This is a genomic window from Streptomyces sp. NBC_01497 (assembly GCF_036250695.1).
In the GTDB taxonomy this organism is placed as follows: Bacteria; Actinomycetota; Actinomycetes; order Streptomycetales; family Streptomycetaceae; genus Streptomyces.
The window spans coordinates 8,205,461-8,218,271 of sequence record NZ_CP109427.1; the positions used below are offsets into that span (position 1 = coordinate 8,205,461).

General features: G+C 71.7%; 7 protein-coding genes and 1 pseudogene. 4 read left to right on the top strand and 4 right to left on the bottom strand.

What is annotated here, in order from left to right; translation table 11 throughout:
* The first annotated feature begins 113 nt into the window (after nucleotides 1-113).
* Nucleotides 114-3,029: an ATP-binding protein gene (locus OG310_RS34605; RefSeq protein ID WP_329459801.1), complete on the top strand. Its 2,916-nt coding sequence runs from the start codon at nucleotides 114-116 to the stop codon at nucleotides 3,027-3,029.
* A gap of 271 nt (nucleotides 3,030-3,300) precedes the next feature.
* On the opposite strand, the gene OG310_RS34610 is transcribed toward OG310_RS34605, so the two are convergent.
* A complete protein-coding gene (locus tag OG310_RS34610) occupies nucleotides 3,301-7,485 on the bottom strand; it encodes a carboxypeptidase regulatory-like domain-containing protein (protein ID WP_329459802.1) in 4,185 nt (1,394 codons plus the stop codon).
* 30 nt (nucleotides 7,486-7,515) lie between these two features.
* On the opposite strand from OG310_RS34610, the gene OG310_RS34615 reads away from it, so the two are divergent.
* From OG310_RS34615 to OG310_RS34625, 3 genes are all read left to right on the top strand, one after another.
* The gene (locus tag OG310_RS34615; RefSeq protein WP_329459803.1) at nucleotides 7,516-7,638 is read left to right on the top strand and encodes a hypothetical protein; all 123 of its coding nucleotides are present in this window, start codon (nucleotides 7,516-7,518) and stop codon (nucleotides 7,636-7,638) included.
* A gap of 511 nt (nucleotides 7,639-8,149) precedes the next feature.
* Nucleotides 8,150-8,791 (top strand): maleylpyruvate isomerase N-terminal domain-containing protein, encoded by a 642-nt coding sequence (locus tag OG310_RS34620; protein WP_329459804.1) that lies wholly within the window; start codon nucleotides 8,150-8,152, stop codon nucleotides 8,789-8,791.
* A gap of 305 nt (nucleotides 8,792-9,096) precedes the next feature.
* Entirely contained in the window at nucleotides 9,097-9,471 is a 375-nt protein-coding gene (locus OG310_RS34625) for a transposase (RefSeq protein WP_329459805.1), read from the top strand.
* A gap of 269 nt (nucleotides 9,472-9,740) precedes the next feature.
* Here OG310_RS34625 and OG310_RS34630 read toward each other — a convergent pair whose 3' ends face one another.
* The 3 genes and pseudogenes from OG310_RS34630 to OG310_RS38650 all read right to left on the bottom strand — a co-directional run.
* On the bottom strand, nucleotides 9,741-9,899 hold the full coding sequence (locus tag OG310_RS34630; protein WP_329459806.1) for a hypothetical protein: 159 nt from the start codon (nucleotides 9,897-9,899) through the stop codon (nucleotides 9,741-9,743).
* Between the two features lie 1,252 nt (nucleotides 9,900-11,151).
* On the bottom strand, nucleotides 11,152-11,508 hold the full coding sequence (locus OG310_RS34635; protein ID WP_329459807.1) for a DoxX family protein: 357 nt from the start codon (nucleotides 11,506-11,508) through the stop codon (nucleotides 11,152-11,154).
* Between the two features lie 604 nt (nucleotides 11,509-12,112).
* A pseudogene (locus OG310_RS38650) lies at nucleotides 12,113-12,550 on the bottom strand (ATP-binding protein); the annotation flags it as partial.
* Nucleotides 12,551-12,811 lie beyond the last annotated feature (261 nt).

Below are 12,811 nucleotides of genomic sequence, written 5' to 3' on the forward strand. Positions count from 1 at the left end.
CGCGAGGACCGGCCCGTATCCGACACCGTGGATGTGACGTGCGACACCTGCCGTTACCCGGCTGCCCGGTGCGACAATGCGCCAGACGACCTGGCCACAGTGGGGACGCCTCCTTGAACGATCAGCCGGCGACAGCCGAGCGGGACCTTCCGAGCCTGAGCATCCCCCGGTTCGTGGGTCGCGGCTTCGAACTGAAGGAGTCGCTCCGGGCATTGGCCCACCCTCCCGCCCTGGTGCTGGTGGAGGGCGAGGCCGGGATCGGGAAGAGCCGGCTGATCCGGGAGATGCTCGACATGCCCGAGGCGCGGGGGCGTCGGGCGTTGATCGCGGCCTGCCCGCCGTTTCGTGACGCGCTGACCCTGGCCCCCATCGTGGATGCCGTCCAGCAGGTCGGCGCCAGCCTGGCAGGGCTCGAACTGAGCCCGCTCGCCGGGACGTTGCGGCCGCTCTTTCCCGAGTGGACGAAGGAGCTGCCGGCCGCGCCCGAACCGCTCACGGACGCCGGGGCCGCCCGCCACCGCCTGATGCGGGCGCTGGCCGAACTGCTCGACCAGCTGGGAGTCGAGGTGCTGGTCGTGGAGGACGTGCACTGGGCGGACGACGCGACCGTCGACTTCCTGCTGTTCATCGCCTACCGTCCGGCCACCCGGATCAGCCTGGTCCTCAGCTACCGGCCCGGGGACCTCCCGGCGGATTCGCCGTTGCCCCGGCTGTCCTCGCGCCCGGCGGCGGACGGCGGGCACGCGCGCGTCACCCTGGGTGCGCTAGGGGTGGACGAGACCAGCGAGCTGGTGTCGTCCATGCTCGACGGCGACAGCGTCTCGGAGAGTTTCGCCGTCTTCCTGCACGAGCGCACCGACGGCCTCCCGCTGGCGCTGGAGGAGTCGGTGCGGCTGCTGCGCGACCGGGCCGACCTGGTCCGTCAGCACGACGCGTGGATCCGCCGCCCGCTGGACGACATCGCCGTCCCGGTCACCATCCGGGAGGCGGTGGCCGAGCGGGCCGCCCGCCTGGGCCCCGACGCGCAACGGGTACTGAGCGCCGCGGCCGTACTCGGTGAGCCGACCCTCGAAGCGAACCTGATCGAGGTGGCCGCGCTCTCGGAACGGTCGGCTCCCGCGTCCGTCGACGAGGCGCTGAGAGGAGGGCTGCTGGTCGAGGACGACGGAGGCCGGATCGCCTTCCGCCATGTGCTGGCGGCGCGCGCGGTCTACGACACGATCACGGGACGTGAGCGCCGGGCCGCCCACCAGCGCGCGGGCGAGGCGCTGGCGCTGAGGCAGCCGCCGCCGGTCGCGCGCCTGGCCCACCACTTCCGGCAGGCGGGGGACACCGCCCGCTGGAGCCATTACGCCGAGCAGGCCGCGGATCTCGCCCTGGCGTCGGGCGACCACCACGCGGCGGTCACCTTCCTCCACGAACTCCTCAACGATGCCGCACTGCCCGGCACCGCGAAGGCCCGGCTGGCGCAGAAGATGCCGATCTACGCGTTCACCGGTCACGTCGGCCTGGCCCAGGTCGTCGAGACGCTCCGAGCGGTCCTGGACAACGAGACGCTCGGCACCCACGAACGCGCCGAGGTCCGTGCTCAACTCGGCAGGATGCTGATGCAGGTCGGGGAGTACGGGGACGGCGCGGCGGAACTGGAGCGGGCGATCCCGGACCTGGCGCGGCCGATCGACGCCGCCAAGGCCATGGTGGTGCTCGGCCGAACGGGAGGCGCCGACGTGCCGGCCGCGACCCACCGCCGTTGGCTCGACGGGGCGGCCCGTCTGATGGACGCGTCGGTCCCCCCGGACGACCGGGCGTCCCTGCTGGTGGACATCGCCACCGGTCTGCTCGCCATGGGCGACCGGGACGGGTGGTCGGTCGCCGACCAGTTGCTGGGCGACGCCTTCGCCTGGCAGGTCCAGCTGGGACGCGGCCTGCTGAACCTAGGGGACGCCGCCATGTGCTGGGGGCGGCACACCGAGGCGCGGCAGCGGCTGACGTCCGCGATCGAGTGGGCGGAGCTGCACGGGCACCACCGCCTGGGCGACATGGCCCGGGTGACGATGGTCCACCTGGACTGGTACACGGGCCGGTGGGAGGGGCTGGCCGAACGGTCGGCGGCCCTCGCCGGGCTGGAGGAGGAGCCCGTCATCCGCCTGGACGCGGTCCTGGTGGGGGGCCTGCTCGACGCCGTGTGCGGCAGCGGCCCGGTCGCCGAGGGGAAGCTGCGGCCCGCGATGGAGGAGGGTGACCGGCGGGGCATGCAGGACCTGCCGATCGAAGCGGCCGCCGCGCTCGCCCGTATACGCCTCACCGAGAAGCGGACCGAGGAGGCGCTCGAACTGACCGAGCGCCCGATGGCGATCGTGAGGGACAAGGGAATCTGGCTGTGGGCGAGGGAGATCGCCCCGGTCAGGGTCGAGGCGCTGATGGCGGCCGGGCGGGAGAGCGAGGCGTCCGGGTTGGTCGCCGCGTTCTCTGCGGGCCTGGGCGACTGCGACGCGCCGTCCGTGCGGGCGGCCCTGGCCGGCTGCCGCGCCCTGCTCGTCGGGGGGCGGCGTGAGTACGCGGCGGCCGCGGCGGCGTGGGAGCGGGCAGCGGCCGCCTGGGAGGCACTGCCCCAGCCGTACGAGGCGTTGCTGGCCCGCCACCGGCAGGGCGAGTGTCTGCTCTCCTGCGGCGAACACGCCTCGGCGCTCCCCCTGCTGACGCAGGTCCATGCCGGGCTGTCGGGCCTGGGCGCCGGGCGGGACGCCGCCGTGGTCGCAGGGACGCTGCGCGCCCACGACGCGCCGGTGCGGCCGGTGTGGCGGGGAGGCCGGCGCGGATACGGCGATCAGTTGTCGCCGCGCGAGCTGGAGGTGGCCCGGCTGATGCTCGGCGGGCTCACCAACCCGGAGATCGCCCGGGTGCTCTCCCGTTCTCCCCGGACGGTCGCGGCCCAACTCAACTCGGCGATGCGGAAGTACAGGGTGTCGTCGCGCACCGCGCTCGCGGTGGGACTGACCCAGGCGGGCATCACCCCGGCCGAAGCATGACGGCCGGGGCGCCGTCAGGGCCGCCACCACGGTCCGCCCGGGTCGACGGCTGCCGGACTTCGGGTCATTCAACGTATTGACACGGCGTTCTGCTTCGCACTCGGGGAGTGCGGCTACCCGGTGGTCCGGTGGAGGGCCGGGCGCCCAGGAGCCCGCCTGGCCCCCGGCGGACGGCAGGAGGCACCGACCGCGACGGGCGGCCCAGCACGTGGGCGAGGCCCCTGCCGGGGAATCCCGGCAGGGGCCTCGCTGTACTCGACGGAACGGGTGCTCAGCTCTGCGCCAGGGCGAAGTCGGCGGATGTCGCTCCGCCGTGCTTCAGCACCACCTCCCGGCTGCCCGTGCGGTGGCCGTCAGCGGTGACCGAGACCGTCGACGAGCCTGCCGTACGCCAGAGGTCGTACCGGCCGTGGCTGTCGGTCGTGACCGCGATCTGCTGCTTGCCGTGCTGGGACAGTGTGACCGCGGCGCCCGCGAGCGGCTTGCCGCCGGTGGCCTCGGTGACGGTGCCGGAGACCTCCCCCCACGAGGCGGGGGCGGTCGCCTTCACGCCTACCTGCACCGGCTGGTAGAGGTAGGGCGTGTCCGAGATCATGGACAGCATCGCCGCGTAGTCGCCGGGGGCCGCGAGGACCTTGGCGTCCGCGGTGACGGTGAGCTGCCGGGAGGCGCCCGGTGCCAGGCTGATCGTGGTCGCGTTCTCCGAAAGCCAGTTCACGTCGTCGCCCGTGCACTGCGCGAACCCGGACCGGGCGGCCGCCCAGGTGGTTCCCGCCAGACCGTTGGGATCCGACCCACCGATCTGGGTGAGCCCGCAGCCGGTACCCGAGCCGCTGAAGTCGGTGGCCTGGGGGGCTTCGGGGAGGCTGGTCCAGGTGTCGCTCGCGGGGTCGTACTGGACGACCTTCCTCGTGTCGGCCGCTGCCTCGTTCTGCGACACCGAGTCCGTCGTGAAGCCGGCCGTGACCTGGAGTTCACCGTTGGCGGAGGTGTACGACGCGCCGAAGACCTCGTACGGCATGTCGGCCGCCCGCGTCCACTTGTCGCTCCCCGGGTGGTAGACGTAGGTGGTGCTGTGAGCGACGCTGTGGCCGCCCTGCGTGTTGACCCCGCCGGCGCACACGACCCCGGCCGAGGTGCCGCCGCAGCCGAAGGCCGACATCTGCGCCGGGTAATCGGCTGTCCGGGTCCACGTGTTGTGCACCGGGTCGTAGCGGTAGGCGGCCGCGCTCTCCTGGCTTCCGTCTCCCGTCTCGCCCCCGACCACGTACAGCTTCCCGTCGAGGACGGCGACGGCGGCATCCATCACCGGCTGCGGGAGGTCGGCCACCTTCGACCAGGAGTCGCTTGCGGGGTGGTACGCGAAGGTGCTCGCGCTCAGGGTTCCGGCGTCGCCGGGGTGGACGGTGTAGGCGCCGCCCGCGACGTAGAGCGTCCCGTTCAGGAAGGCGCCCGAGGCGCCGGTGCGCGCTTGTGGCATGTCGGCGATCGGCGACCAGGAACCGGCCGCCGGGTCGTACACGTAACCGTGCTTGGAAGGAGTCCCGCCCCAGGGGCTGTCGATCCCGCCCACCGAGTAGGTCCTGCCCTGGTACGAGCCCACGACGTTGTTGCGGATCGGCTCAGGGTAGGTGGGCAGTTGCTGCCACGTCCCGTCGGCCGCCGGCTGCGCGGCGGTGTCCGTCGCGGCGGCGCTCTGCTCCGCCACCGTGACCTTCAGCGGGCCGCCACCGGTGTTGGTGAGGGTGACATGTCCGGTGGCCTTCCCCGACAGGCCGGTCCGCAGGGACACCGGGCTCGACGAGAGCTTCAGCCGTCCCGCCTTCAGCGCGGTGTCGTGGCGCGCGACCTTCGAGGAGACACTGACGGACGACTTGGCGCTCACATAGCGGGGGTTCGCCGTGCTGACCGTGTTGGCGCCCGCCTTCGGGCTGTACAGCCAGTAGAAGCCGTCAGCCACCTTGGCGTCGTCAGGGGTGGCGGTGCTCACCGCGCTGCCGTACATGTTCTCGGCACCGCCGGCACTGACGGAGACGGTGGCGCCGTTGACCGGGGCGCCGGTGTTGGCGTCACGGACGGTGCCCTCGATCAGGCCGCCGCCCAGCGTCCGGCACGAGCCCACGGACACGTTGTCCAGCTGGAGGAGTGAGTTCGCTCCGCCCTTGAAGTGGAAGCGAACGCGGACCTTGCTGTGCCCCAGGGCCTTCGTCAGCGGAATGTCGCCGTGCACGAGGTTCGCCTCGCCGGTGGGAGGCTGGAAGACCGGGGTCCACGTCGTGCCACCGTCGGTGGAGACGGAGGCGTCGAAGGCGGCGCCGTCCTCCAGCAGGTAGATGCTGTCGAAGTCCAGGTTCGCGCTCTTCTGCCCGGCCAGGGAGAACACCGGTGAGACGAGGTCGGTGTCCTCGGCGGTGTCGCCGCGCACCCCCGGTTCGACGGCCGCGTAGTCACCCGAGCCAAGGAAACCGCCCCCGGAGGGCTGGCCGAACAGCCATCCCGGCGAGGGGTCGTGGTTGACGACGCTCCAGCCGTACTTCGCGCCGTACCGCCAGCCCTCGAAGCCGGCCTGGGCCGTGTAGGAGTAGCCGGGCGCACTGCACTGCGTCGTGTCCGCGGCGAAGGGGACATCGCGCTTGACGTCCGCCCCGGCGACCGGCAGGTCGAGGGTGAGCGGGGTGTATCCCGGGGCGACGGGGGAGACGCGCACCGAATAGTCGGCCTGTCCGGGCAGTTCCACCGAGTACGCGCCGGTCCTGGGGTCGGTGTAGACCGGCCCGTCGGGATAGCCGTCGATGGTGAGCTTGGCGTAGAGGGGCCAGCCGTGCCCGGACCCGTCGGTCACCGTACCGGTCACCGTGTGGGTGGGCGTCTTGGCGAGGGCGAAGTCCGCGCCGGCGCTCTGGCCCGCGGCGACCGCCACGCCCTTCTGTGTCTCGGACGCGTAGCCGAAGCGGGACGCCGACACGTCGTAGGTGGCGGCGCTCACGTGGGCGTGGTACGTGCCCGTGCTGTCCGTCGTGGCGCGGTAGGTGAACTGGTTCGACTCGTCGACCAGGGAGACGGTGGCTCCGGCCTGCGCCGAGCCGTCCGCCTTGTTGGTGACATGGCCTGTCACGGTGGCGAGCGTGCCCGGCTTCAGGGCGCTCAGGCCGTCCGGGGAGCCCAGACCGGTGGGTCCGTCCCAGCCCGCCCTGGCCTCGCACAGCTGGTTGCCGCAGTCGCCGTCAGTGCCGTCGGTGAGGTCGAAGAGACCGCTGCCGCGGTGGGCGTACGGGTAGGTGTTGGGGTACGTACCGGCGTCAGGGGCGCCGGCCAGCGCGTACATCGCACTGATGAGCGGGGACGACAGGCTCGTGCCGCCGACCTGCTCCCAGCCCTCGTTGAGCGAGTTGTAGATGGCCAGACCGCTGCTCGGGTCCGCGTCCGCGGAGATGTCGGCGGTCGCCCGGCCGGCGCAGCCGCTGTCCACCGCGTCCTGCACATCGGGTCGGGGCTGCCAGGCCGAGCAGCCGCTGCCGCCCCCGGACCATGCCTTCTCGGTCCAGCCGCGCGCCGTGCCGGCCGCGCGGGTCAGGAGGGTCCCCCCGGCCGCGACGACATGCGGGTCGGAAGAGGGCCACTCGATCGCGTTGCCGGTGTCACCGGTGGAGACGGTCACGACGACACCGGGGTGGTCGTAGTCCGCTCCCGAGAGACCGGTCGCGGCTCCGTCGTCCAGACCGTACGAGTTGGACACGAACTTGGCGCCGAGCGCCACCGCCTCGTTGACCGCGGCACCGAGGTCGTCCGTCGAGGCGCTGTCGCCCTGCACCAGCAGGATGTGGCAGGTGGGGCAGGCCGACGAGACGGCGTCGACGTCCAGCGCGGTCTCCAGCGACCAGCCGGCGTCGTCCGCCGGGTAGTCCGTACCGCCGCGCTGGTCGACCTTGCGGAAGCAGCCGTTGTCGGTCGTGCAGGCGGGCAGGCCGAACTGCGAGCGGAAATGGGCCAGGTCGGCCTCCGCTGCCCCGTAGCCGAAGGCGTCCACGATCGCGACAGTCTGACCGGTGCCACCCGCCGGCAGGCCGTAGGCAGCCTGGATGTCCGCCGGGGTCAGGGCGGTGGAGGGCGGCGCGTCCTGGTTGGCCCGCAGCCGCTGGTCGGATGTCGTCGCCACCAGCGACAGACATCGTGCGGTGTGCTTCGCGAGCGTCGCCGTGTTGCAGTCGGTGGGCGTGTAGTGGTGGGCGGTGTCGTCGAGCTTGGCCGCGGAGGCTTTCGCGTCACGGGCCGCGGATGCCGCGTCCTTGGCCGTCCGACCGGCCGGATCCGTCCCGGCGGTGGCCGTCGCGGTGGTCCGGGCGGCCGCAACGGCCGATGGTGCCGCCAGGGCGGGGGTCTGGGCCGCGGCGAACAGGCCGAGGCAGGCGGCTATGAGGAAGGAAACTGGAGCGCGCAGGCGCCCGCGTCTCATCATGGGTGAAGGACCCTTCGTTCGAGGACAGGCGTGTCAGAGCGGTTCGTAGCCGGAAGGCACATCACCGGCGGCGGGTTGTCCGTCCCCCGCCGCTTCGAGCTCTTCCTGTTCGTCGTGGAGGCCGCGATCGTCCTGCGCGTCGGGATCGCGTGAACCCGCCTCCGGAATACCACTCATCGCCAGACCCTCCGCTGTCGCGCCCCTGTTGGACGACGATCATCCGCAAGCATGGGCCGGCGGAACGCATGCTTGCGATTGCGCGAATGACCTAAAAAATCGACGTGACCGTGCGGCCTGACACGTGAGCACGCGCGAGAGGCCGCTGCGGCGGATCGCGCGTGGCCGGAATCTCCCTGATGCGTTCGATGCCCGTTACGGTGACGGATCGTCATGATCTGTGCTGGGCAGGCAGGAAATGTTCACTGAGTGCCTGAGCGCCTGGGTGCCTGAGAGTCGTTGCGCTGTCGATCGCGGGGAGGATCGGTTCGATTGCGACTGCCCAGTCAGGGCGATCTTGGGTTGGGCACGCTCGGTCGACGCGATCCGGTGCCGCGCGGAGACCGTTGGGACCTCGGACCCACCGACCCTGTCCATATTTTGGCCAAGAGTTCCATCATGTGGACTCCATGGTCGTGGTGATCCTGGCGCGGGCACGATGTCTCGTATGACTGAGGAGATACGCACGGCATACCTGCTGGGCGCCGAGCAGGCCGTGCACCTGCTGGCCACGGAAGAGGTGGCGCGTTGCTGGGACAAGGAGTCAGTACTGCCGGGGATGACGGTGGGTGGGCTGGCCGGTCATCTTGCGCGCAGCGTCCTACAGGTCGAATGGTTTCTCGACGGCGAGACAGTCGGCGCGGCGCCGGTGTCGCCAGTGCGCTACTACGCGCGGCTCGTCGGCACGTCTCTGCCGGACTCCGCACTCAACGTCGGCGTGCGTGCGCGGAGCGAGGAGACGGCAGTCGCCGGCCCCACCACCGTGGCCGAGCAGGCGCACGCCGCATGGCAGAGGCTGACACAACGGCTTGACAGGGAGCCAGCCGATCGGCGCGTGGCCATCCTCCACCGACCCGGAGAGGAAATGCTGCTCGATGGCTACCTCCGAACGCGATGCGTCGAATTGGCAGTGCACCTTGATGACCTGGCTCTGAGCGTGGGCGCTCTGGACCAGACACCCGAAGCCCTTCTGGCCATTGCGGTCGATGTCCTTGTCGCAGCCGCTCGTGACCGGCACGGCGATCAGGCCGTGCTCCATGCGCTCGCCAGGCGTGAACGTGACGCCGGCCAGGCTTTGCGCGTGCTGTAAGAAGCCGTATTCATGCCGCTCATCCAGCTTGCGGATCGAATACGGTACTGGATCGGATGATCCCGGGGTGATCGGTGCATGAGGACAGGGCCTCTTGGCAGGTCGGGGGTGTTGAAGCCTGCCGATCCGCCCAGGCGACCCTGTTGCCGCAGTGGTACGCGCTCGCGCCCACATCGTCCGACTCGACTGCCCCATCGTGTGATTGTCTCGCGCACGTGTACGGCAACGCTGCTGATCATCCCGATCGGGTACGCCGGTATCCCTCGGACTTGACGGAGCGCAGTGGGCGGTGAGCGGAGTGGGCGGTGGTCCTGCCGTTGCTGCCAGTGCCGACCCGGGTGCGGGGCCGGGGCGGGCCGCCGGAGTCTTACTGCCGCCGGGCGCTGCTGGACGCGGCCCGGTACCCGGCCTACGACGGCACCAAGTGGCGGGCGATACCGGCCGAGTTCCCGCCACGCGACCGCGTCTACGCGTTCTTCCGCCGTTGGTGCGACCACGGCCTGGCCACGGAGTGCCACGACCGGTTGCGCGGTCGGGTCCGTGAGAGGGACGGGCAGGACGCGGGGCCGACGGCCGGTGTGATCGATTCGCTGTCGGTGAAGGCGGACGCCGTCGTCGGCGCCGACGGCCGGGGCTTCGACGGCGGGAAACTGATCAACGGGCGGAAGGGTACCTCGTAGTCGGCGCTCTCGGCCTGCTGCTGAGTGTGGTGGTCACCGCGGCAGATGTCGGTGACCGCGCTGCCACGAAGGTACGGCTCCAGCGCGTGGCCCAGGCGCATCACCGGCTGGAGTTGCTCTGCGGGTGCCGTCCCGATGCCCGGACCGCAGGCGGACCGCCTGCGGGCCGTGGCGGCAGGGCCCGGCCACCACGCTGCCGAACCCCGCTCGTCCGCCTCCACCGCCCGAGAGCGGTCGCGGCTTACCGCACAGGGCGAGTCGTCAGTTGTTCACTCTTCGCGTTCAAACTCGGCCTGGGCCCGCTGGTCGTCGAGGTCCTTCTGCGCGGACTCGTACACCTCCCGGACGATCTCGGTCGCCTCTTTCCGTGATGGCTTCGTGGGAAGATTGCTCACGCGCTCTGCCCAGTCATCTGTGGATTCCCTCATGTCTCTCTCCTTAAGGCGAGGAAGCCCGCTCCGCGCCCTTCTGCGGAGCGCGGTCAAACGAACCGGCCTCATCGCGGCACGTCAACGACCCGTACAAAAACCCTACGCCTCCGCCCGCCGCCGCACCCGTTGCCGAGGGGGCCGGTGCCCGGCAGGAGCGGGACCGGGCCGGTGCCAGGAGCACCTGGTCGCGGACCTCTCGTCCCGCCCGGCATTCGCCACACCACGCGCCACACCAGGGGCACCGACACAACGCTCGACGGTCCGCGCCGGACGTCGGGAAAGCCGGGTCGGCCCAGGACTCCCGAGATGGCTCCGCACGTAACGCTTCGTAACGGCTGCCCGGGCCCGGAAGTGATGCAGGCCGGGTGCAGGCCGGGTGCAGGCCGGCGCCTCGTGGCAGGGACAAGACGGCACGCGTCCCGGGGGCCGCGACGGGCTCACTCCGGGACGACGGGTCATTGCGGCTTGTCGGAGGCAGGTGCTGGATCCGGCACGTCTTTCTTGGTTCCGGACGACGGTCGGGAGATGAAGTTCTCGAAGGCATCCATCCCGAGTATCAGCAGCATCATGAGTACGGGGAGGCACACGGCTATGAAGATCACGGAGCCCTCTCTGAAGGAGTACGGACTACGTTCCTTGCGCTGACCTTCAGTGTCAGGCCGAACGGAGTAACGCGCTCGTCGAGCGGCTGTCTCCCCGTCGTGCGGCGCTGTCGGGGCCCCCTGCGGGCGTGTCCGTGACCGTCGCGGCGGGGACCCGCGGCGGCGTCCCGTACGGGTGCCCAGCTGTGTCGTACCGGGGAGTCCAGGAGCCGGGGTCCGGGAACACACTGGCCGCGCAAAGCTCCGCGATGTCACATGCTGTGACCGGCGGGGGTGCCACGCTGCCGCAGTGCAGCGGTGCCGCGGGCCCGCCGCCTCGAATGCTCCGTAACCGCCGTAACCGCCGTCCTCGCCGTCCCCGCCGCACCGCCCGACGTCGGCTCCCATGCCGTGCCGGGCACGGCATGGGAGCCGGGCCGGTCACCACGGACCGGACGCGCTGCGGTCATCGCGGAGCTGATCCACGCGCCGCCGGTGCGCGGACGATCTTCGCCCGGGTCCGCGCACCGGCGGCGGGTCGCCCGCCGGAGACGTCATTTCCCCTCTGCACGTCTGCACGTCTGCACGCCGCCCGCGCCGGGCTGCCCCCGCGGACCGGTCGACGGATGCCACCGGCTCCACCAGGAACGCACCCGGGCCGGCGCGGCCTACACGGGGCCGTGGTAGAGCAGGCCCAGGGTCAGGACGGCCGCCGCGGTGGCGAGGAAGACGATCCCGCCCACGATGTTGCGGGAGCCCACCCGAAGGTGGGCGATGATCGCTCCGATGAAGTACAGCACGAGGCCGGAGGCGGCGAGGGTCCCGAGGAGCGGTACCGCGAGGCCGGCCGCCAACCCCACGGTGCCCGCTGCCAGCAGCGTGCCCAGTACCGGTACCCACTTGCGGGGTATGCCCTTCATATCCGCCTGCGTCTTGGGGTATTCGTGGCCGATCAGGTAAGTGACGGCGGCGGCACCGTTGAAGACCGCGCCGAGGATGGTGACCGTGACATAGGCGGCGAACACGATTTCTCCGTTTCTGCGGGGGAGCACCCCTGCCGGGGGAGCACGCCTGCCGGGCGCTCCGTCGTAGGACCTCGTTCTCCCCCGCAGGACGGGCGGGCGGCTCGATGTGTGACAGTGCTCGGCGGCCGGATGGGCACGCCGTCTCGCGTGGTGGCCCCCGTCGGGCGGGAACGCGGCGGCCCTGCGCCGATCGGTGCTGCTCGCGCCCGGCGTCGGGGCCGAGGCGACTGGTCCGCTCAAGTACCGCCTCGCGGATGCCGGGCGGCACGTCGAGTTCCGCGACGTCGCGCCGCAGCCAGGCGCCGTCCTCCCGGACCAGGTCCGCGCGGTCGTGCAGCAGGCGCACGCACTCCTCGATGGCGAGCGGCAGTCCGTCGGTGTGGGCGTGCAGGAACGCGGCGAACTCCGTCGAGACCGGTTCCCCGCCGAGCATCGAGGACATCAGCTCCGCGGTCGCCGTGGTGTCCAGGGGCCCTGGTTCCACCCGGACGCCACCGGTCTGTGCGACCAGCCGCCGCAGCAGCGCCCCGGGCCGTACCTCCTCGGGCCGGTAGGTCAGGACGAGTCGCGGGGCGCGCTCCCGCTGGGCCCGCAGCAGCAACAGGAGTTCCATGGTCGTTTCGTCGGCCCAGTGCGCGTCCTCCACCACGAGCAGCTCGACACCGAGGGCGTCGATGAGTTCGATGAGCGCGCGGAGCAGACAGCGCCGGGCCGCCGCGGGGTCGGACAACGGGTCGCAGGCGGGGGGCAACTGCTCGGCCCACTCCGGGAAGACCGGCCGCAGCACTCCCGCCGGCGCGGTGAGCGGCACGTCCACGAGACCCTCGGTCGCCTGGCGCACGGCGTCGACGACCGGCGCGAGTGTGTACGGCTCCCGCAACGGCGGGCACACCGCGACCAACGCGCTCTCGCGTCGCCGTAGCAGCAGTTCGTGGATCAGCCGGGTCTTTCCGATCCCCGCCTCGCCCGAGACCATGACCGGCCCTGCCCGCTCGTCGAGTGCCCGGTCGATCAGGGACAGGTCACGGTCGCGGCCGACCAGGCGGGGTACGGCGAGGTCGGGCCCGCACGCCGGCGCGTCCGCGCTCTCCTCGGCTCTCGTCTCCGCCTTCGTGTCGGCTCGATGGGGCCATTGTGCCGGTCACGCAGGCAACGGCGGACGGGTCGCGTCGTTGCCAGGCACAACGCACTACCGCCCCCCGGCTGCCTACCGCGCCAGCGGCGCGCCGGTGACCGCGCACGGCAACGTCCTGCCGACGGGCGCCCGGTGAGGGGCACACCGTCGACAGGACGGATCAGGCAG